14 protein-coding genes are annotated in these 21,524 nt (G+C 54.1%); 6 read left to right on the forward strand and 8 right to left on the reverse strand.

What is annotated here, in order from left to right:
* Nucleotides 1-33: 33 nt before the first annotated feature.
* The 4 genes from alkB to ACN9MQ_RS15410 all read right to left on the reverse strand — a co-directional run bounded on the left by alkB (nt 34) and on the right by ACN9MQ_RS15410 (nt 4,099).
* Nucleotides 34-684, reverse strand: a complete 651-nt coding sequence (gene alkB / locus ACN9MQ_RS15395) for a DNA oxidative demethylase AlkB (RefSeq protein WP_020883168.1) — start codon at nt 682-684, stop codon at nt 34-36.
* Entirely contained in the window at nt 684-1,742 is a 1,059-nt protein-coding gene (gene ada, locus ACN9MQ_RS15400) for a bifunctional DNA-binding transcriptional regulator/O6-methylguanine-DNA methyltransferase Ada (protein ID WP_063858288.1), read from the reverse strand. The genes alkB and ada overlap by 1 nt, the downstream gene beginning before the upstream one ends.
* A gap of 72 nt (nt 1,743-1,814) precedes the next feature.
* Entirely contained in the window at nt 1,815-2,870 is a 1,056-nt protein-coding gene (apbE, locus tag ACN9MQ_RS15405; protein WP_032678595.1) for an FAD:protein FMN transferase ApbE, read from the reverse strand.
* Between the two features lie 113 nt (nt 2,871-2,983).
* Complete coding sequence (locus ACN9MQ_RS15410) at nt 2,984-4,099, reverse strand: porin OmpC (RefSeq protein ID WP_014170959.1); 1,116 nt, start codon at nt 4,097-4,099, stop codon at nt 2,984-2,986.
* 743 nt (nt 4,100-4,842) lie between these two features.
* On the opposite strand from ACN9MQ_RS15410, the gene rcsD reads away from it, so the two are divergent.
* Together rcsD and rcsB are read left to right on the forward strand one after the other, a co-directional pair.
* Complete coding sequence (gene rcsD / locus ACN9MQ_RS15415; RefSeq protein WP_020883163.1) at nt 4,843-7,515, forward strand: phosphotransferase RcsD; 2,673 nt, start codon at nt 4,843-4,845, stop codon at nt 7,513-7,515.
* Nucleotides 7,516-7,531: 16 nt separating this feature from the next.
* Entirely contained in the window at nt 7,532-8,182 is a 651-nt protein-coding gene (rcsB, locus tag ACN9MQ_RS15420; RefSeq protein ID WP_006176468.1) for a response regulator transcription factor RcsB, read from the forward strand.
* An 88-nt stretch (nt 8,183-8,270) separates the two neighbouring features.
* Here rcsB and rcsC read toward each other — a convergent pair whose 3' ends face one another.
* Nucleotides 8,271-11,117, reverse strand: a complete 2,847-nt coding sequence (rcsC, locus tag ACN9MQ_RS15425; protein WP_014170962.1) for a two-component system sensor histidine kinase RcsC — start codon at nt 11,115-11,117, stop codon at nt 8,271-8,273.
* Nucleotides 11,118-11,252: 135 nt separating this feature from the next.
* A complete protein-coding gene (gyrA, locus tag ACN9MQ_RS15430; RefSeq protein ID WP_014170963.1) occupies nt 11,253-13,889 on the reverse strand; it encodes a DNA topoisomerase (ATP-hydrolyzing) subunit A in 2,637 nt (878 codons plus the stop codon).
* 146 nt (nt 13,890-14,035) lie between these two features.
* Here gyrA and ubiG point away from each other — a divergent pair, with 146 nt between their 5' ends.
* The 4 genes from ubiG to yfaE all read left to right on the forward strand — a co-directional run bounded on the left by ubiG (nt 14,036) and on the right by yfaE (nt 18,833).
* A complete protein-coding gene (ubiG, locus tag ACN9MQ_RS15435) occupies nt 14,036-14,764 on the forward strand; it encodes a bifunctional 2-polyprenyl-6-hydroxyphenol methylase/3-demethylubiquinol 3-O-methyltransferase UbiG (RefSeq protein WP_014170964.1) in 729 nt (242 codons plus the stop codon).
* 347 nt (nt 14,765-15,111) lie between these two features.
* Nucleotides 15,112-17,397, forward strand: a complete 2,286-nt coding sequence (gene nrdA, locus ACN9MQ_RS15440) for a class 1a ribonucleoside-diphosphate reductase subunit alpha (RefSeq protein WP_020883162.1) — start codon at nt 15,112-15,114, stop codon at nt 17,395-17,397.
* 51 nt (nt 17,398-17,448) lie between these two features.
* A complete protein-coding gene (gene nrdB / locus ACN9MQ_RS15445; protein ID WP_014170966.1) occupies nt 17,449-18,579 on the forward strand; it encodes a class Ia ribonucleoside-diphosphate reductase subunit beta in 1,131 nt (376 codons plus the stop codon).
* On the forward strand, nt 18,579-18,833 hold the full coding sequence (gene yfaE, locus ACN9MQ_RS15450; protein ID WP_014170967.1) for a class I ribonucleotide reductase maintenance protein YfaE: 255 nt from the start codon (nt 18,579-18,581) through the stop codon (nt 18,831-18,833). The genes nrdB and yfaE overlap by 1 nt, the downstream gene beginning before the upstream one ends.
* A 48-nt stretch (nt 18,834-18,881) precedes the next feature.
* Here yfaE and glpQ read toward each other — a convergent pair whose 3' ends face one another.
* The gene (gene glpQ / locus ACN9MQ_RS15455) at nt 18,882-19,934 is read right to left on the reverse strand and encodes a glycerophosphodiester phosphodiesterase (RefSeq protein ID WP_032678598.1); all 1,053 of its coding nucleotides are present in this window, start codon (nt 19,932-19,934) and stop codon (nt 18,882-18,884) included.
* Nucleotides 19,935-19,945: 11 nt separating this feature from the next.
* Entirely contained in the window at nt 19,946-21,298 is a 1,353-nt protein-coding gene (gene glpT / locus ACN9MQ_RS15460) for a glycerol-3-phosphate transporter (RefSeq protein WP_025203601.1), read from the reverse strand.
* Nucleotides 21,299-21,524: the final 226 nt, after the last annotated feature.

A 21,524-nucleotide genomic window follows, 5' to 3' on the forward strand; every position in this document is an offset into this window, starting at 1 on the left:
GCCGGACGGTTACATCAAGAATAATTCTTATTTTTATTGGCCACGGGATGCCTGCCGGAACGTCAGGTTAAGGCGGAACTCGCCGGTCTGAGGATGTACTCCCGGTTTGAGGGGCTGAATGCCGTGATAAAAAAGCCGCGATTCCCTGCCCCAAACCACCACATCACCGTGCTCCAGCATGAGCCGTTTCAGCGGATCGTTACGGCGTAATCCGCCAAACTGGAAGACCGCGGGCAGGCCTAAGGATACCGAGACGATCGGCGCGCGCAGATCGGGTTCATCCTTGTCCTGATGCAGCGAGAGCTTTGCCCCCACGGCGTAGCGGTTAATCAGACAGGCATCCGGGCGAAAGTCGGCATAGCCCGCTTCAACGGCGGCGTCATGGCAGAGCGCCCGAAAAACGTCAGGCATCGGCGGCCATGGCTGGCCGGTTACAGGATCGCCCGGGGCATATACATAGCCCTGCGCGTTTGTCGCCCAGCCCAGTTCTCCGCAGTTCGTCATCGCCACCGACATGGTGTACCCCCCGGGCGTCACCATGTGTCGAAACGGCGAGACCGCCGCTACCTCATCGATGCCGGCAAGCAGCGCCGCCGCGCGGGAAAGCGCAAAGCGGCGCAGGATCACCGCGCCGGGCGCAAGGGGCTCCTGCCAGGGTTCCGCATCCGCAAAAAGATCGAGCATTATCCCTCCGGGTTCTTTGCCTCACGTTTCAGTAACAACGCCTTTCGTTCTGTCCCCCAGCGGTAGCCCGAGAGCGCACCGTCGTGACGAACAACACGGTGGCAGGGGATGATAACGGCCAGTTTATTTGCGGCACAGGCTCCCGCCACCGCACGCACAGCGCCTGGGCTACCGATCGTCTGCGCCACCTGGCGATAACTTGCCGTTTCACCGCGGGGAATGTCACGAAGCGCCTGCCACACACGCTGCTGGAAAGCGGTGCCCCGAATATCCAGCGGAAGTGCCAGCGGCACGGTATGGTCATCGATAGCGCTAATCACCCGCTCAATACGCCGGGCGAATTCTCCTTCCAGCGTTTCTCGCTCTGCTTTTGGAAACAGCGTCAAAAGCTCCCTGGTTAATGTCGCATCGTCGTCACCCAGCAGAATCGCGCAGATCCCGCGCTCGCTTTCACCCACCAGGCAACGGCCTAACGAACACTCACCAATCGCATAACGCACCGCCACATCCCCTTTCCGGTACTGCTTCGCCGTCATGCCCAGCGCAGCGTTGGCTTGACGATAATAGCTGCTGCTGTCAGGAAACCCGGCGGCCAGCACGGCATCGGTAATTTTGTCCCCCTGCGCAAGCGCGGTACGCAGGCGTTGTACCCGCGCCGCCTGTTGCCAGGCTTTAGGCGTCATACCGGTAACGGACTTAAACAAGCGGTGGAAGTGGAAAGGACTCATGGCGACCTGCTGCGCCAGCATTTCCAGCGTTAACGCGGGATCGCGCTCCAGCAGACGGCAGGCATGTTCAACTTTTGCCAGCGTCTGTTCCTGCGGATCGCGTTTGTCCGGCTTACAGCGTTTACACGGGCGAAACCCTGCCTGAAGGGCATGATCTACATCGGGGTAGAAGCGGACATTTTTACGTAACGCGTGGCGGGCACGGCAGGACGGACGACAGACGATCCCCGTCGTTTGCACGGCAAAGACAAACTGATCGTCAGCACGCGGATCGCGAGCCAGCACGGCCAGCCAGCGATCGTCATCGGTAGTAAAGGTCGGGTTTTTCATCATCAGCTCCTCTTACAAGCATACATACAGCGTGCCCGAGTGCCACTGATTAAAAACCCGCAACCTTGCTTTTTAATTCTTATCACTCACCAGGAAGCTGTCGAACTGCGGCGAACTCCAGGTTTTGAAGCCGTCAGCCTCTTTGGTGATCATATAGACAGCCAGTCCTTCCTGGCGGACCACCTCTTTGGCTTTCTCCGGACCGAGGACCATTAAACCGGTATCCCAGGCATCGGCTTCCAGCGCGGTGGGGGCAATGACCGTCACCGAGACCAGATTATGCGCGATAGGGCGGCCGGTCTGCGGATCGATGACATGCGAAATCCGCTTCCCGTCGAGCTCATAATAGTTACGGTAGCTCCCGGAGGTGCTGATACCGTGACCGTTGATATCCACAATCGCCTGTACAGCGTTTTGCTGGTCGGTCGGTTTTTGAATCGCCACTCGCCACGGATTACCGCTGGCATTCATGCCGCGGCTGACTAACGCACCGCCCACGGACACCAGGTAACGCGAAATACCTTCCTGGGCCATCAGCGCGGCCAGATGATCTGCCGCATACCCTTCCCCTACCGTCGACAGATCAACAAACAGATCGGGAATATCTTTTTGCAAGTACTGTTGTCCGTACTGGTTGATCACCGTCAGGTGCTGCAACCCTGTCCGGGCGCGGGCGTCATCTATCGCCGCCTGGTCAGGCGTGGTGACAGGCTGCTTGTTCGGGCCAAACCCCCACAGGTTAACCAGCGGCCCCACGGTCACGTCCATCGCGCCGTTGGTCTTGTAGCCCACGCGCATTGATTCGGTCACGATATCGGCCATTGCTTCGCTCACCGGCCACAGGGAAGTGCTGGTGGAGAGGTTAAAGCGCATCAGCGCAGAGTCATTTTTGTAGGTCGAAAGAAGCTGATCGTCGGCGTCCAGCTGCGACTGAATTTTGCTGCGAAGCTCTTCAGCGCGTGTCTTATCGAGATTCATCACGCTGACACGCCAGAATGTGCCCATCGTTTTGCCTTCCAGCACCGTCGCCGCGGGAGCATCCGTTTTGGCCACAGGCGTGGAAGAGTCACATGCTGTCAGGAAAAAAAGTATAGCCAGGAAGCTGGCGCGTAAAAAAGTCATGTCCATTCATTATTATCCTCATGCCAGGGCGGCAAGAGTACACCAAAAGGGTGAATTGTAAGAACCGAAAAGGCACGAAAAAGGGGCCATAAGGCCCCCTTTGTCACACGATGAAGCGATTAGAACTGGTAAACCAGACCCAGCGCTACGATATCATCAGTACCGATACCCGCCTGACGGGTGAATTCATTTTCATCAACCAGGTTGATTTTGTAATCAACGTAGGTGGACATGTTTTTGTTGAAGTAGTAAGTCGCACCAACATCAACATATTTCAGCAGATCCTGATCGCCGTAACCTTCGATGTCTTTACCTTTGGACTGCAGGTAAGCCACGGATGGACGCAGACCGAAGTCGAACTGGTACTGAGCAACCACTTCGAAGTTCTGTGCTTTGTTAGCAAAGCCGTAAATGTCGCTGCTGCTCTGAGAGTTACCGAAACGGGTTGCGTTATAGGTCTGAGAGTACTGCGCCGCCAGGTAGATGTTGTTGGCGTCGTATTTCAGGCCACCAGAGTAAACTTCAGCACGATCGCCTTCGCCTTTCAGCGCCAGGTTAGTGGTGTCGTTCTGGTCAGCAGTACGTTTAGAAGAAGACATCGCACCACCGATGCTGAAGCCTTCGCCCAGGTTGTAGGTCACAGACGCGCCGTAACCGTCACCGTTCTGTTTCAGGGTGCTACGACCGGAATCGTTTTCACCGCTTACGCTGCCGTTTTTACCCTGATACTGCAGAGCAAAGTTCAGGCCATCAACCAGACCGAAGAAGTCCTGGTTACGGTAGGTTGCTACGCCGTTAGCACGGGATTGCAGGAAGTTGTCTGCACCGTAGGTGTCGCCGCCAAATTCTGGCAGAACGTCAGTCCAGGACGTTACGTCGTAGATCACACCGTAGTTACGACCATAATCGAAAGAACCCGCGTCAGCGAATTTCAGACCCGCGAACGCTACACGCGTCCAGGACTGGTTGTCGCTTTCAGAGGTGTTGCCCTGAATCTGGTATTCCCACTGGCCGTAACCGGTCAGCTGATCGTTAACCTGGGTTTCGCCTTTGAAGCCAAGACGCATGTAAGTCTGGTCGCCATCATTGCTCTTGTCGTCAGAGAAATAGTGCAGACCATCAACTTTGCCGTACAGATCTAATTTGTTGCCATCTTTGTTATAAATTTCAGCCGCATTTGCTGCGCCTGCCACCAGCAGAGCTGGTACCAGGAGGGACAGTACTTTAACTTTCATTTTATTAACCCTCTGTTATATGCCTTATAATTGCCACTGCTTACTGATTAACCCTCATTAACCAGTCGGCAATTTCATTCTCCGCAAAATTACAGAATAATCCAACGGGAATATGATACGAAAACTTTGAAAATGTTTCATTTCACGATAAACATGTTTCAGAATGTAAATATCAAGGAACTTTTACAAAGCACAGAGAGCTTAAGAATTTAGCACTTATCATCAAGCGAGAAGAAAAAACATTTAAATTCAGTAAACTACATTAAAAATATTTACAGCACTGAATGACAAAACAAGATCGGCCGTTATCTCTAAAATAACTCTCGCTATCATCATTAACTTTATTTATTACCGTCATTCAGATTTGAATGTCTGTTTATCCCTAATTCTACCGAATGCCTGGCATTCGGTTTTTTTTTACCTTTCTTTACGTAGCATGTGTTTTTTTGTGCTACCGCACTGAAATTGTAACGACTATTAACTAAATTCGTTTCCTCTCTCCTCGAGAACCGCGTCATTACTGCAAATCTCAATTTCTTGTTAATTCGTGCTATTTACCGGTATGTATCGTTTTTTATTTGTACACGCTCACTCGCTTTGTACATGTTTCATGCAATGGCGTTCTCCGATATTGTCAGTCGAAAAAGTGGCGGGTTCAAAGAGCGTGACGCTGGAAATTCAGGTATTACCCTTTATACTGCCCTATCGCCATAGAGCACGACCATTACGGGTTAAAGATATCAATGAGTCAGACTGAAACTACCGCTCCGAGCAAATTCTCCCTCTTACCCGGGAGCATCACCCGTTTCTTTCTTCTTTTGATCGTTGTGCTGCTAGTCACAATGGGGGTTATGGTTCAGAGCGCGGTTAACGCCTGGCTGAAGGACAAGAGCTATCAGGTTGTTGATATCACCCACGCCGTCCACAAGCGCATTGATACCTGGCGCTATGCAACCTGGCAGATTTACGACAACATCGCGGCCGCGCCGGCAACCTCCTCCGGAGACGGGCTTCAGGAGACTCGCCTGAAGCAGGACGTCTATTATCTGGAAAAACCACAGCGCAAAACCGAAGCGCTGATCTTCGGCTCTCATGACAGCGCGACGCTTGAGATGACCCAACGCATCTCAACCTATCTTGATACCCTTTGGGGTGCCGAGACGGTGCCGTGGTCAATGTACTATCTCAACGGTCAGGACAACAGCATGATCCTGATCTCAACCCTGCCGCTAAAAGATCTCTCTTCCGGTTTCAAAGAGACGACCGTGGGCAGCATTGTCGATTCCCGCCGGGCAGAAATGCTGCAGCAGGCGAACGCCCTTGATGAACGTGAGAGCTTCTCATCTCTGCGCCGCCTCGCCTGGCAGAATGGCCATTACTTTACGCTGCGTACCACCTTTAACCAGCCAGGCCATCTGGCGACGGTGGTGGCCTTCGATTTGCCCATCAATGACTTGATTCCACCGGATATGCCGCTCGACAGCTTCCGTCTGGAGCCGGACAGCAGCACTCAGAATATGCGTGCCGCATCGGACAAAGAGGCCGCAGAGAGCGTATCGATCTCCTTTAACGGCTCGAAAATCGAAATTGCCTCTTCGCTGAACTCAACGGGTATGCGTCTGGTGTGGCAAGTGCCGTTCGGCACCCTGCTGCTTGATACGCTGCAAAATATCCTGCTGCCCCTGCTGCTGAATATCGGCCTGCTGGCGCTGGCGCTGTTTGGCTACAGCACGTTCCGCTTCCAGTCAGGGCGTCAAAGCGATGCCGCCCCGGTCCCGGCAGGAACCAGTAACGAACTGCGCGTGTTGCGCGCGCTGAATGAAGAGATTATTTCCGTGCTGCCGCTTGGGGTGCTGGTTCACGATCAGGAAGCCAACCGTACGGTGATGAGCAATAAAATTGCTGACCACCTGCTGCCTCATCTCAATCTGCAGAACATCACCGCCATGGCGGATCAACATCAGGGCGTGATTCAGGCCACCATTAATAACGAGCTGTATGAGATCCGACAGTTCCGCAGCCAGATCGCCTCCCGCACGCAGATCTTCATCATCCGCGATCAGGATCGTGAAGTGCTGGTGAATAAAAAGCTCAAGCAGGCACAACGTCTGTATGAGAAAAACCAGCAGGGGCGCGCTGCCTTTATGCAGAATATTGGTGATGCCTTCAAGAAGCCGTTAAAAATGCTGGCGACCCAGGCGGCGGCGCTGAATACATCTGAAAGCCATCAGCTTGCCTGCCAGGCCGACTCGCTGGTGCGCATGGTAGATGAGATCCAGCTGGCGAATATGCTCGAAAATGATTTCTGGAAAGGAACGCCGACTCTCTTCTCTATCCAGAATCTGATCGATGAAGTGGTGCCTGAGGTCCTGCCCGTGATTAAGCGCAAAGGGCTGCAGCTGCTGATCAATAACCATTTACCGGCGAATGATGAACGTCACGGCGATCGCGAAGCGCTGCGTCGCATTCTGCTGATGATTATTCAGTACGCCGTCACCACCACCCAGATCGGCAAGATCACCCTGGAAGTCAGTACCGACGAGTCGGCTGAAGATCGCCTGACGTTCCGCATCCTGGATACCGGGGAAGGCGTAACGACAAGCGAAATCGATAATCTGCATTTCCCGTTCCTGAATGACACCCAGAGCGATCATTACGGCAAGGCCAATGCCCTGACCTTCTGGCTGTGCGATCAGCTGGCACGTAAGCTCGGTGGCCATCTGAATATCAAGGCCCGCGAATCACTTGGCACGCGTTACTCACTGCACGTTAAAATGGCGGCGAATCCACAGGAAGAAGACGAAGAACGCCTGCTGGATGATGTGGTCGTGATGGTGGATGTGACCTCGAACGAGATCCGCAATATTGTGGTTCGTCAGTTAGAAAACTGGGGCGCGGCCTGCATAACGCCGGATGAAAGACTCTCAAGTCAAGAATTTGATCTGTTTTTAACTGATAATCCGTCTAATCTTACTGCCTCCGGCTTGCTTTTAAGCGATGATGAGCCAGGCGTGCGAAAAATCGGCCCAGGCCAGCTGCGCGTCAACTTTAATATAAGCAATGCGATGCAGGAAGCTGTACTACAACTAATAGAAGAGCAACTGGCGCAGGAAGAGATAGCGGAATCACCGTTAGGCGGCAATGAAAATGCCGAGCTTCACGCCAGCGGATACTATTCACTCTTTGTTGATACAGTACCAGATGATGTTAAGCGGTTGTATACTGAGTCCGCTGCGAATGATTTTGCAGCGCTGGCACAGACAGCACACCGGCTTAAAGGGGTGTTTGCCATGCTTAATCTGGTTCCCGGCAAGCAGTTATGTGAAACGCTGGAACATCTAATTCGTGAGAAAGATGCCTCTGGCATTGAAAAATACATCAGCGACATTGACGCCTACGTCAAAAGCTTGCTGTAGCAAGGTAGCCTTATACATGAACAATATGAACGTAATTATTGCCGATGACCATCCGATTGTACTGTTCGGTATTCGCAAATCACTTGAACAGATCGAGTGGGTGAATGTAGTCGGTGAATTTGAAGACTCTACAGCACTGATCAATAACCTCCCAAAGCTTGATGCGCATGTGCTCATCACCGATCTCTCTATGCCTGGGGACAAATACGGTGATGGGATCACACTCATCAAATATATCAAACGTCACTTCCCGGACATTTCGATCATTGTTCTGACCATGAACAACAACCCGGCCATTCTGAGCGCCGTGCTGGATCTGGATATCGAAGGGATTGTACTGAAACAGGGTGCGCCGACCGATCTGCCAAAAGCGCTCGCTGCGCTGCAGAAAGGCAAGAAGTTCACGCCTGAAAGCGTCTCTCGTCTGCTGGAAAAAATCAGTGCCGGTGGCTATGGCGACAAACGCCTGTCTCCGAAAGAGAGCGAAGTTCTGCGCCTGTTCGCCGAAGGTTTCCTGGTCACCGAGATTGCCAAGAAGCTGAACCGCAGTATTAAAACCATCAGTAGCCAGAAGAAATCAGCAATGATGAAACTGGGTGTGGATAACGATATTGCGCTGCTGAACTATCTCTCCTCCGTTACGCTGAGCGCGTCGGATAAGGATTGATTTTTACCGGGTGTGCGGCCTGATGGCCTCACCTCCCCCCTCCCGGCGTGTGAGGGAAACAACAAAAAAGGCCCTGACGGGCCTTTTTTTATACTCTCGCTTTTCTGACCCGCTCCGCATACACGGAGATCGTCTGTTTCAGGACGTCCAGCGTCACCGGTTTCGACAGACAACTGTCCATCCCTGACTCCAGACAGCGCTGTTTCTCTTCCGCCAGCGCATTCGCCGTCACGCCCACGACCGGCAACGTCAGGCCAAGCTGGCGTATACGCTGCGTCAGACGGTAGCCATCCATATTCGGCATGTTGACGTCGCTAAGAACGATATCAATGTGGTTTTTACTCAGCACGTTCAGCGCATCCACGCCGTCATTGGCGGTTTTGCACTGATAGCCAAGCGAACCCAGCTGGTCTGCCAGCAGGCGACGGTTAATCGGATGGTCATCCACCACCAGAATCATCATATCGTCATTCAGCGATGCCAGCGCATCCGGTGACGGCAACTCCGTCGCCCCGTCGCTATCTTCCAGCTGCACGCTGTAAATACGTGCCAGCAGGCTCATGAGCTCATGCGGCGTCGCCACGCTGTGCACCCATTCACCCGGAGCTCGTTCGACCGGAATACCGATATGGCGACGGCAGAAGTGAACCACCCCTCTGCCCTGCCAGGGTTGTTCCAGCACCTCGTCGGTGATCAGCACGTCGTCGACATCCGGCGTTTGCCCTTCATAGCGGGACACGCGCACGCCGCTGTGGGTAAGAAGCGCCGTCAGGTAATCATTCAGTGAGGCATTGTGTACTGCCAGCCAGCAGCGCTTATCGCTCAGGCCGTCCACCACCGCTTTTGCCGGGTACTGGGCAGAATAGAGCGGAATGCGGATAGTAAACTGGCTGCCCATGCCTGGCTCGGTATCAACGGAGATATCGCCGTCCATCATGCTCACGAGCTTCTCACAGATCGCCAGACCCAACCCGGTCCCCTGGAAGTTACGCTGTACGCCGGTACCGACCTGGAAGAACGGGTCAAACAGACGCACCACTTCCTTCGCCGGGATACCCACGCCGGTATCACGCACACGAATACTCAGGTAGTCCCCTGCCCGACACACGTGCAACACAATGCAGCCGATATCGGTAAATTTAATGGCGTTACTGAGCAGGTTAGAAATGACCTGCTGCAGACGCATCGGATCGCCATGCAGCGTCAGCGGCACGTCCGGCTCAATAAAGCAGTAGAGGCCCAGCTGTTTACGCACCACCAGCGGCAGATAGTTGGCGCTAATGTGGTTCATCACCTCGCGCGGAGAGAACTCCCGCGGCTCAATTTTCAGCTGCTCCGACTCAATTTTGGAGAAATCGAGAATATCGCTGATGATTTTCAGCAGCAGGCTGGAGGAGTTATTCATCGCCGTCACCAGGCGATCGACCCCTTTCGGCAGCTCTTTGGTCTGCAGAAGATCAAGGTTACCGATAATCCCGTACAGCGGGGTACGCAACTCGTGGCTGACGGTGGCAAGGAACATGGATTTCGACTGGCTGGCCTGCTCAGCGGCCTGCGCCATCTCCTGCAGGGACTCTTCCATCTTCACACGCGCCGAGACGTCTACCAGGACGCAAATTGCTACGTTCTCATTACGATAGCGGGAGTGCACAAAGCTGATTTGCAGGTTCGTGTGCGTGCTGGTCAGCACGTCAACGAAGTTCACCTGCTGGCCACAGATAATCTGCGTCAGCCTCTGTCGGTCCTCATGCGTCAGCATGTTCAGGTAGTTATGCGCCAGCTCGTTACTGAGGATATTGGTCCCGTCCTGCGTGCGCAGGATGCAGATCCCCACCGGCGCCGAGGCGACAATCTTGCGGTTAAACTGCTCGTGCTCTTCCAGCCGCTGGGCGTCGCTTTCGGCGGGTATGAAGATTTTGCGCTCATACATTCGCGCCAGGGTAAACAGCGCCCCCCCGGCCAGCAGATTCAGCAAAATCGCGTTCATGATAAGAATGCGGATCCGCTCAAGCACCATATCCACGGGCAGCGAATAGACAATACTCAGCGACGAAGGCGGCAAGCTCTTTTTAAGCACCAGCTCACGGAAGCCTGAGGTATAGCCAAACCACGACCGCTCCTGCATCCAGTGCGGGTCGACGTTCAGTCGATTATCCGGACCGGCAAGTGAGATCAGGGTGTGTCCGTTTTCATCCAGAATGGTCACGCCCATCGGCAGACTGCCCGGCGTGAAGAAGTTTTCCATGCGAATGGTCTGTTCAATCCCCAGCAGCGCCTGCAGACGATTGCCCAGATAGACCGGCGTGAGGGCGTAGAAATAGCCCACGCCCATGCGTGGCCCCTGGCTTATCCAGAAGATGTTATTCCCGCGCTCGTCCTGCGGCGCATTGCGATATTTCACAATACGTTCGTGCAGGCTTTTCAGCGCATCATCGCGCTCAACGGGCACATCGCGCAGGCCAAAGTCGGCCATGCAGAGATTTTCACTGCCAATCAGGAAGACGCGGTTCAGATCATAGGCGGCGGAAAAGTTGTCACGCCAGTAGCGCATAAACCAGGAGAGCGACTCCAGTGAACCACGCCAAGTGCTGCCCATCGCAGAGCAATCGGAATCCGGAAACAGCGGCTCGAAATTCGGTACTTCGGTTTTGTCATTACGCCCACGGATGGCAAGAATGCCGTTTTCCGCGGTCAGGCGATTCTCGGCAATGTACTTCAGCTCCTTCATCACGTCGGACGTTCGCTGAATATAGCGCTGGGCCTGATCGGAGCTTAAGTTAAACTCCTGGCGGATCTCAGCTTCTTTCTGATGAAGGGCGTTAACGATGTAGAACACCGACAATAATGCCACCAGCAACCAAAGCAAGAGCGCCAGTGCCCGAAACAGATAGCGAGAGACTTTCAGCGTGGTACGAAAGGAGACGAGGTATTTCAAAGGGGCGAGGCTCCGCCGTCGGGGTCAAAAAGAATGTGGTTAAGGTAGCGGTAAACGCGCCTTGTCGCAACGTTCACTTATCTGCTTGTGCAAAAGAAAAGGGCCGGAAACCGGCCCTTTTTGCATCAGGAGACATTACTCGTCAGCGTCATCCGCTGCATCATCTTCGGTATCGGCTTCTGGTGCGATTTCATCATCACCTTCTGCGACGCTACCGTCGATGGAGTCGAGTTCTTCGTCATCCACAGGCTCAGCTACACGCTGCAGACCCACGACGTTCTCATCTTCCGCGGTACGGATGAGGATCACACCCTGAGTATTACGGCCAACCACGCTGATCTCAGATACGCGTGTACGCACCAGCGTACCGGCATCCGTGATCATCATGATCTGGTCGGCATCGTCTACCTGTACCGCACCCACAACGGATCCGTTGCGCTCGGTAACCTTGATAGAGATAACGCCCTGCGTGCCACGAGACTTGGTCGGGTATTCGCTTTCGGCAGTACGTTTACCGTAGCCGTTCTGCGTGACGGTCAGGATAGCACCTTCACCGCGCGGAACGATCAGGGAAACGACGGTATCTTCACCGGCCAGTTTGATACCACGAACACCTGTTGCAGTACGGCCCATTGCACGAACCGCGTTCTCTTTGAAGCGCACCACTTTACCGGCGGCGGAGAACAGCATCACTTCATCGGAACCGGAGGTGAGGTCAACGCCAATCAGTTCGTCACCGTCGTTCAGGTTCACCGCGATGATACCGGCAGAACGTGGACGGCTGAATTCGGTCAGCGCGGTTTTCTTCACGGTACCGCTGGCGGTCGCCATAAAGACGTTCACGCCTTCTTCGTACTCACGTACCGGCAGAATCGCGGTGATACGTTCGTTCGCTTCCAGCGGCAGCAGGTTCACGATTGGACGACCACGTGCACCACGGCTCGCTTCTGGCAGCTGATAGACCTTCATCCAGTACAGACGACCACGGCTTGAGAAGCAGAGGATCGTGTCATGGGTGTTTGCCACCAGCAGACGGTCAATAAAGTCTTCTTCTTTAATACGTGCTGCCGATTTGCCTTTACCGCCACGACGCTGTGCTTCGTAGTCGGTCAGCGGCTGATACTTCACATAGCCCTGGTGAGACAGGGTGACCACCACATCTTCGCGGTTGATCAGATCTTCAATGTTGATATCAGAGCTGTTCGCCGTGATTTCGGTGCGACGCTCATCGCCGAACTGATCGCGGACCAGTTCCAGCTCTTCACGGATCACTTCCATCAGGCGCTCTGCGCTACCCAGGATATGCAGCAGCTCGGCAATCTGTTCCAGCAGTTCTTTGTATTCGTCGAGCAGTTTTTCGTGCTCAAGGCCGGTCAGTTTCTGCAGACGCAGATCCAGAATCGCCTGGGCCTGCTGTTCAGTCAGGTAGTACTGACCGTCACGCACGCCGAACTCAGGCTCCAGCCATTCAGGACGCGCAGCATCGTCGCCAGCGCGTTCCAGCATGGCGGCCACGTTGCCCAGATCCCACGGACGGGCAATCAGAGACGCTTTCGCTTCCGCAGGGGTTGGTGCACGGCGAATCAACTCAATGATTGGGTCGATGTTTGCCAGTGCAACGGCCAGCGCTTCAAGGATATGCGCACGGTCGCGGGCTTTACGCAGTTCGAAAATAGTACGGCGAGTCACCACTTCACGGCGGTGACGCACAAACGCGCTCAGAATATCTTTCAGGTTCATGATCTTCGGCTGACCATGGTGCAATGCAACCATGTTGATACCGAAGGAGACCTGGAGCTGAGTCTGGGAATACAGGTTGTTCAGTACAACCTCGCCCACCGCGTCGCGTTTGATTTCAATCACGATGCGCATGCCGTCTTTATCAGATTCGTCACGCAGCGCGCTGATGCCTTCAACACGTTTTTCTTTTACCAGCTCGGCGATTTTTTCAATCAGACGCGCTTTGTTCACCTGATACGGGATCTCGTGAACAATGATGGTTTCACGGCCGGTTTTGGCGTCCGCTTCCACTTCGGCGCGGGCACGGATATAAATCTTGCCACGTCCGGTGCGGTACGCTTCTTCAATACCACGACGACCGTTGATGATCGCCGCCGTCGGGAAGTCTGGACCCGGGATGTGTTCCATCAGCCCTTCAATGCTGATGTCTTCATCCTCAATATAGGCCAGGCAGCCGTTGATCACTTCCGTGATGTTATGCGGTGGAATGTTGGTTGCCATACCGACGGCGATACCGGACGAACCGTTCACCAGCAGGTTAGGGATTTTCGTTGGCATAACGTCCGGAATGCGTTCCGTGCCGTCATAGTTATCAACGAAATCAACCGTCTCTTTTTCCAGGTCAGCCATCAGCTCATGGGCAATTTTCGCCAGACGGATTTCCGTATAACGCATTGCCGCGGCGGAGTCGCCGTCGATAGAACCAAAGTTACCCTGACCATCTACCAGCATGTAACGCAGCGAGAATGGCTGCGCCATTCGGACGATAGTGTCGTACACCGCGGAATCACCATGGGGATGGTATTTACCGATTACGTCACCAACGACACGGGCAGATTTTTTGTAGGCTTTATTCCAGTCATTGCCCAATACGTTCATGGCGTATAGTACGCGACGGTGTACCGGCTTCAGGCCATCGCGGACGTCCGGCAGCGCACGGCCAACAATGACCGACATCGCATAGTCCAGATAGGAGCTCTTCAGCTCTTCCTCGATGTTAACCGGTGTAATTTCTCTCGCAAGGTCGCTCATCTAACCGCTATCCCTCTACTGTATCCCGGATTCAAAGGTCGCAAATTATAACACAGCCGCGGTGATTGAGGTAAACCAATAAGCTTTATTCAACCGCGCGGGCTGATATACTCCGAAGTCTTGCAAAATAAGGAGTAAAAGCGCCCATGAATGCCGAAAAATCCCCGGTGGCTCACAACGTTGACCATGAAGAGATTGCCAAATTCGAAGCGGTGGCATCCCGCTGGTGGGATCTCGAAGGTGAGTTTAAACCTCTGCACCGCATTAACCCGCTGCGTCTGGGCTATATCGCGGAGCGTTCCGGCGGCCTGTTCGGTAAGAAAGTGCTCGACGTCGGCTGCGGCGGCGGCATTCTGGCAGAAAGCATGGCGCGCGAAGGGGCCACCGTCACCGGTCTGGATATGGGCTTTGAACCGCTGCAGGTTGCCCGTCTTCATGCGCTGGAATCTGGAGTGCAGGTGGAATATGTGCAGGAAACCGTCGAAGAACATGCGGCGAAGCATGCCCATCAGTACGACGTGGTGACCTGTATGGAAATGCTGGAGCACGTTCCCGACCCCCAGTCCGTGGTTCACGCCTGTGCAAAACTGGTGAAACCGGGCGGCCAGGTCTTCTTCTCGACGATCAACCGAAACGGTAAAGCCTGGCTGATGGCGGTCGTCGGGGCGGAGTATGTGCTGCGTATGGTGCCAAAAGGCACGCACGACGTGAAGAAATTCATCAAGCCTGCTGAATTACTGAGCTGGGTTGATCAGACGTGGCTCAAGGAGCAGCACATCACCGGTCTGCATTACAATCCATTGACCGATAAATTCAAACTCGCACCGGGTGTAGATGTTAACTATATGTTGCATACAACCGCCAAAAACGACTGACGTCATCCATTATTCTTATAAAGATTGCGCGACATCATGTTGCGCAATTCTGACCTCCCGTTGAAGAAATCAGCACTCGATCAAATTTTGAATTTTTTTTCTTAATTATTGACATCTCTTCCAGGCCTTACGGTACGAGGACTTAGCCTTTTTTACCCTTTGACAACCTCAATTTAACGTCAAAATCAACCCTTGTGCTGAAAAGATTCGATACTAGAATACTCACCATATAGCGTTTTTCTTATCGCAAACCCCCTATATGTAGTATTTATCCACAGAGTTAGTCACAAGACGGATCTGTGGATAAGCGGGGGATATTTTTTATTTCACGGACAGGTAAAACCCACATGAATCAGAGTCTGCTGGTGACTAAGCGCGACGGTACCACCGAGCGTATCAATCTGGACAAAATCCATCGTGTTCTCGACTGGGCAGCAGAAGGACTGAATAACGTATCTATCTCCCAGGTTGAACTGCGCTCTCACATTCAGTTCTACGATGGCATCAAGACGTCTGATATCCACGAAACCATCATCAAGGCTGCGGCGGATCTCATCTCCCGTGAAGCCCCGGATTATCAGTACCTCGCTGCACGTCTGGCGATTTTCCACCTGCGTAAAAAAGCGTACGGCCAGTTTGAGCCGCCAAAGCTTTACGATCACGTGGTGAAAATGGTTGAGCTGGGCAAATACGACACGCATCTGCTGGAAGACTATACGGAAGAAGAGTTCGAGCAGATGAACGGGTTTATCGATCACTGGCGCGACATGAACTTCTCTTACGCGGCGGTGAAGCAGCTCGAAGGCAAATACCTGGTTCAGAACCGTGTGACCGGTGAGATCTACGAAAGCGCCCAGTTCCTCTATATTCTGGTGGCCGCCTGCCTGTTCTCTAACTACCCGCGTGACACCCGTCTGGAATACGTGAAGCGTTTCTACGATGCGGTTTCCACGTTCAAGATTTCTCTGCCTACGCCAATCATGTCTGGCGTGCGTACCCCAACCCGTCAGTTCAGCTCATGCGTCCTGATCGAGTGTGGTGACAGCCTGGATTCCATCAACGCGACCTCCAGCGCCATCGTGAAATATGTCTCTCAGCGTGCCGGTATCGGCATCAACGCCGGTCGCATCCGTGCACTGGGTAGCCCAATTCGCGGCGGTGAAGCGTTCCACACCGGCTGTATCCCGTTCTACAAACACTTCCAGACCGCGGTAAAATCCTGCTCTCAGGGTGGCGTACGCGGTGGTGCAGCCACCCTGTTCTACCCAATGTGGCACCTGGAAGTGGAAAGCCTGCTGGTACTGAAAAACAACCGTGGCGTTGAAGGCAACCGCGTTCGTCACATGGACTATGGTGTACAGATCAACAAGCTGATGTACACCCGTCTGCTGAAAGGTGAAGACATCACCCTGTTCAGCCCGTCCGACGTCCCGGGCCTGTATGACGCGTTCTTCGCCGATCAGGATGAGTTCGAGCGTCTGTACACCAAATACGAAAAAGACGACAGCATCCGTAAACAGCGCGTTAAGGCGGTTGACCTGTTCTCCCTGATGATGCAGGAACGTGCCTCTACCGGCCGTATCTACATTCAGAACGTTGACCACTGCAACACCCATAGCCCGTTTGACCCGGTGGTTGCGCCAGTGCGCCAGTCTAACTTGTGCCTGGAAATCGCCCTGCCGACCAAACCGCTGGAAGATGTTAACGACGAAAACGGCGAAATCGCGCTCTGCACCCTCTCTGCTTTCAACCTGGGCGCTATCAAGAGCCTGGAAGAGCTGGAAGAGCTGGCGGTGCTGGCCGTGCGTGCGCTGGATGCCCTGCTGGATTACCAGGACTACCCAATCCCGGCGGCAAAACGTGGAGCAATGGGCCGTCGTACCCTCGGTATCGGCGTTATCAACTTTGCCTACTGGCTGGCGAAACACGGTAAGCGTTACTCCGACGGCAGCGCGAACAACCTGACCCACGAAACGTTCGAAGCGATTCAGTACTACCTGCTGAAAGCCTCCAACGAGCTGGCGAAAGAGCAAGGCGCGTGCCCGTGGTTCAACGAAACCACCTATGCGAAAGGCATTCTGCCGATCGATACCTACAAGAAAGACCTGGATGCGATTTCTAACGAACCGCTGCATCTGGACTGGGAAGCGCTGCGTGAATCCATCAAGACTCACGGCCTGCGTAACTCCACGCTGTCTGCCCTGATGCCGTCTGAGACCTCTTCGCAGATCTCTAACGCCACCAACGGTATTGAACCACCGCGCGGCCACGTCAGCATCAAAGCGTCGAAAGACGGTATCCTGCGTCAGGTTGTGCCTGACTACGAGCTGCTGAAAGACAACTACGAGCTGCTGTGGGAAATGCCAAACAACGACGGTTACCTGCAGCTGGTGGGGATCATGCAGAAGTTTATCGACCAGTCGATTTCTGCTAACACCAACTACGACCCGACGCGCTTCCCGTCTGGCAAGGTACCGATGCAGCAACTGTTGAAAGACCTGCTCACCGCCTACAAATTTGGTGTGAAAACCCTGTACTATCACAACACCCGTGATGGTGCGGAAGACGCTCAGGATGACATGGCACCGTCAATTCAGGACGATGGCTGCGAAAGCGGCGCATGTAAGATCTAATGAAGGGCGGGGATATCCCCGCCTTTATTTCGTAAGACAGGACTCCAATTCATGGCATACACCACCTTTTCACAGACGAAAAACGACCAGCTCAAAGAGCCGATGTTCTTCGGGCAACCGGTCAACGTGGCACGCTACGATCAGCAAAAATATGACATCTTCGAAAAGCTGATTGAAAAGCAACTCTCCTTCTTCTGGCGCCCGGAAGAAGTTGACGTCTCTCGCGATCGTATCGATTTCCAGGCGTTGCCGGAGCACGAAAAGCATATCTTCATCAGCAACCTGAAGTACCAGACGCTGCTGGACTCCATTCAGGGCCGTAGCCCGAACGTGGCGCTGCTGCCGCTGATCTCCATTCCGGAGCTGGAAACCTGGGTGGAAACCTGGGCGTTTTCTGAGACCATCCACTCCCGCTCTTACACCCACATTATCCGCAACATCGTTAACGATCCGGCGGTGGTGTTTGACGATATCGTCACTAACGAGCAGATCCAGAAACGTGCTGAAGGTATTGCGCACTACTACGACGAACTGATCGAGATGACCAGCTACTGGCATCTGCTGGGCGAAGGCACCCACACCGTGAACGGCAAAACCGTCACCGTGAGCCTGCGCGCGCTGAAGAAACAGCTTTACCTGTGCCTGATGAGCGTTAACGCACTGGAAGCCATCCGCTTCTACGTGAGCTTCGCCTGCTCCTTCGCGTTTGCGGAACGCAAGCTGATGGAAGGTAATGCCAAAATCATCCGTCTGATCGCCCGTGACGAAGCCCTGCACCTGACCGGCACCCAGCATATGCTGAACCTGCTGCGCAGCGGTACAGACGATCCGGAGATGGCTGAGATTGCCGAAGAGTGCAAACAGGAGTGCTATGACCTGTTCGTGCTGGCTGCTCAGCAGGAGAAAGAGTGGGCAGACTACCTGTTCCGCGACGGCTCCATGATTGGCCTGAACAAAGACATCCTGTGCCAGTATGTTGAGTACATCACCAACATCCGTATGCAGGCAGTCGGGCTTGAGCTGCCGTTCAAAACCCGCTCTAACCCAATTCCGTGGATCAACACCTGGCTGGTATCCGATAACGTGCAGGTTGCGCCACAGGAAGTGGAAGTCAGTTCTTATCTGGTCGGGCAGATTGACTCTGAAGTTAACACCGACGACCTGAGCGACTTCCAGCTCTGATGAGCCGCGTAACGCTTAGCCTTTCCGGTACCGAAGTGCTGTGCCGGGAAGAACACCCTTCCCTGTTGATTGCGCTTGAGGCGCATCAGGTTGAAGTGGAGTATCAATGCCGCTCAGGCTATTGCGGATCATGTCGCTGCCGTTTAGTCGCCGGACAAGTGGACTGGCTGACCGAACCGCTGGCCTTCATCAACGAAGGTGAAATTTTGCCCTGCTGCTGCCGGGCAAAAGGCGATATAGAGATTGAGATGTAAACCGCCCCTCCGGGCGACATAAAAAAGGGCCTTACGGCCCTTTTTCTTTTACTTCAAAAACTGCACGGCTTTATCGGGGAAATCGGTGAACAGCCCGTCCACCCCGGCCTGGTTATACAGCACGTCGTACAGCTGGTTTACGTCCGTCGCATAAGCCGGTAGCTGGTCCGCACGCACCGTATACGGATGAACCTGCATATGACTGGCGTGCGCCTCTTTCACCATTGCCGTCAGCTTGACGTGGCCTGGCGTTGAGCCTTCCGCCACCAGCATATGGTAATCCGGTCCGATACCGTCGGCGTACTGCGCGATCTGTTTCATTGCGCCCGGCTTAAACATCCAGTCGTAGTTGTAATTCACCCACGTGCCGTCGGGCTGTTTCTCCTGAGTTTCATTCCAGTCGGTGTAGGCAATCAGCTGTACCAGATTGAGATCCATCCCTCTCTTTGGCGCCAGCTCGGTTTTGATGCGCTTCAGCTCAGCGGCGTCAAAACACTGCAGATAGACTTTGTCGCGCTTGCTGGTGTAGCCGTACTTTTTCAGCACGTCCAGCGTCTTCGCGGCAATGTCCTTCCCTTCCTGATGGTGGAACCACGGCGCTTTTATCTCCGGGTAGATGCCGATGTTTTTCCCGGTTGAGTGGTTCAGTCCCTGAACAAACTCAATCTCTTCTTCGAAGGTATGAATGCGAAAATCAGATTTACCCATCGGGAAACGTCCCGGATAGACCTGCACCTTCTTGCCGTTTTCAACCTCGAAACCCTCGGTAAACTTCAGCGAACGAATCTCATCCAGCGTAAAGTCAATGGCGTAGTAGCGACCATCTTTGCGGGCGCGGGCCGGGAAACGCTCAGCCACGTCCGTCACGCGGTCAAGATAGTGGTCATGAAGGACGACCAGCTGGTCGTCACGGGTCATCACCAGATCCTGCTCGAGATAATCTGCCCCCTGCGCATAGGCCATCGCTTTTGCCGGGAGCGTGTGCTCTGGCAGATAGCCGCTTGCGCCGCGATGGGCGATAACCATTTTCTCGTTAGCCAGCGCTGAGCCTGTCATCAGGCCCGCCAGCAGCAGGCCCGTTGCTACGTAAGTTAATTTCATCAGCCTTCTCCTTATTGACGACGCGCCTGCATTTCGGCGTGATGACGTTTTTCACCAATCATCACCACAATCAACAGCAGCACCGCCAGCACGCTACCGCCAATCATCACCATAAAGCCGCCGTCCCAGCCGAAGAAGTCAACGGTGTAGCCCACAATGGCGCTCGCCGCGACCGAACCGCCAAGGTAACCGAACAGACCGGTAAAGCCGGCCGCCGTACCTGCCGCTTTCTTCGGCGCCAGCTCCAGGGCATGCAGACCAATCAGCATCACCGGGCCGTAAATCAGGAAGCCGATGACGATCATACAGGCCATATCGATTGACGGGTTACCCGGCGGGTTGAGCCAGTAAACCACGGTGGCAATGGTCACCAGCGTCATAAAGAAGACGCCCGTCGCACCACGGTTACCCCGGAACACTTTGTCCGACATCCAGCCGCAAATCAGCGTCCCCGGGATCCCGGCGTACTCATAGAGGAAGTAAGCCCAGGAGGATTTATCCAGCGCGAAATGCTTCACCTCTTTCAGATAGGTAGGTGACCAGTCGAGGATGCCGTAACGCAGCAGGTACACGAAGACGTTGGCCACCGCGATATACCACAGCAGTTTGTTGGGCAGGACGTACTTCATGAAGATCTGTTTGGCCGTCAGCTCTTCTTCATGCTGCTCGCTGTAATCATCCGGATAGTCGTTTTTGTACTCTTCAATCGGCGGCAGGCCACAGGACTGCGGCGTGTCACGCATCAGGGCGAAAGCGATAACCGCCACCAGAATGGCACCAAAGGCAGGCATATAAAGCGCGGCTTTCCAGTCGTTAAACCACGCCATCCCCAGCAGGAACAGCAGAGGTGGAATACCGCCACCGACGTTATGCGCGCAGTTCCACACCGACACGATGCCGCCACGCTCTTTCTGCGACCACCAGTGCACCATGGTGCGCCCGCACGGCGGCCACCCCATTCCCTGGAACCAGCCACAGAGGAACAGCAGCACGAACATCACGGCGATGCTGGAGGTTGCCCATGGCACAAAGCCCATGAACAGCATCACCGCTGCCGCCAGGATCAGACCCGCAGGCAGGAACACGCGTGGATTCGAGCGATCGGACACTGAACCCATGATGAATTTGGAAAAACCGTAGGCGATAGAGATCCCCGACAACGCGAACCCCAGATCGCCACGAGAAAAGCCCTGCTCCACCAGATACGGCATGGCGAGCGCAAAGTTTTTACGTACCAGGTAGTACGCCGCGTACCCGAAGAAGATCCCCAGGAAGATTTGCCAACGCAGACGACGGTATAGCGGATCAATTTCTGCCTCTGGCAGACGCGCCCGATGCGGCGCAGGTTTGAAGATACTGAGCATGACAGCCTCCGTGGCCAGGTATTGAATTTACAGGGGTTTAACTGCCCCACACTCCAGAGAGGCGGCGATGTTAAGAAATCACGGTGATTGTTACTGTGAATCAACGCACAAATTGTTACAGAAATATGACAATGTGCGCAGAAAAGCGCATGGAATCACGTTTCACTTTCGAATTTCGTTCGTTTATGTTCGAAATCAAACAAACCACAGTTTTGATGTGGCTAAA

Source organism: Enterobacter sp. R-25, from assembly GCF_049913205.1.
Lineage (GTDB): Bacteria > Pseudomonadota > Gammaproteobacteria > Enterobacterales > Enterobacteriaceae > Enterobacter > Enterobacter ludwigii.

Bases quoted from the DNA above. Each gene is read 5' to 3' on its own strand.
- nrdB (WP_014170966.1), top strand. From the start codon at position 17,449: ATGGCATACACCACCTTTTCACAGACGAAAAACGACCAGCTCAAAGAG.
- glpQ (WP_032678598.1), bottom strand. From the start codon at position 19,934: ATGAAATTAACTTACGTAGCAACGGGCCTGCTGCTGGCGGGCCTGATG.
- rcsD (WP_020883163.1), top strand. From the start codon at position 4,843: ATGAGTCAGACTGAAACTACCGCTCCGAGCAAATTCTCCCTCTTACCC.
- ada (WP_063858288.1), bottom strand. From the start codon at position 1,742: ATGAAAAACCCGACCTTTACTACCGATGACGATCGCTGGCTGGCCGTG.
- rcsB (WP_006176468.1), top strand. From the start codon at position 7,532: ATGAACAATATGAACGTAATTATTGCCGATGACCATCCGATTGTACTG.
- gyrA (WP_014170963.1), bottom strand. From the start codon at position 13,889: ATGAGCGACCTTGCGAGAGAAATTACACCGGTTAACATCGAGGAAGAG.
- nrdA (WP_020883162.1), top strand. From the start codon at position 15,112: ATGAATCAGAGTCTGCTGGTGACTAAGCGCGACGGTACCACCGAGCGT.
- ubiG (WP_014170964.1), top strand. From the start codon at position 14,036: ATGAATGCCGAAAAATCCCCGGTGGCTCACAACGTTGACCATGAAGAG.
- glpT (WP_025203601.1), bottom strand. From the start codon at position 21,298: ATGCTCAGTATCTTCAAACCTGCGCCGCATCGGGCGCGTCTGCCAGAG.
- alkB (WP_020883168.1), bottom strand. From the start codon at position 684: ATGCTCGATCTTTTTGCGGATGCGGAACCCTGGCAGGAGCCCCTTGCG.
- apbE (WP_032678595.1), bottom strand. From the start codon at position 2,870: ATGGACATGACTTTTTTACGCGCCAGCTTCCTGGCTATACTTTTTTTC.
- yfaE (WP_014170967.1), top strand. From the start codon at position 18,579: ATGAGCCGCGTAACGCTTAGCCTTTCCGGTACCGAAGTGCTGTGCCGG.
- ACN9MQ_RS15410 (WP_014170959.1), bottom strand. From the start codon at position 4,099: ATGAAAGTTAAAGTACTGTCCCTCCTGGTACCAGCTCTGCTGGTGGCA.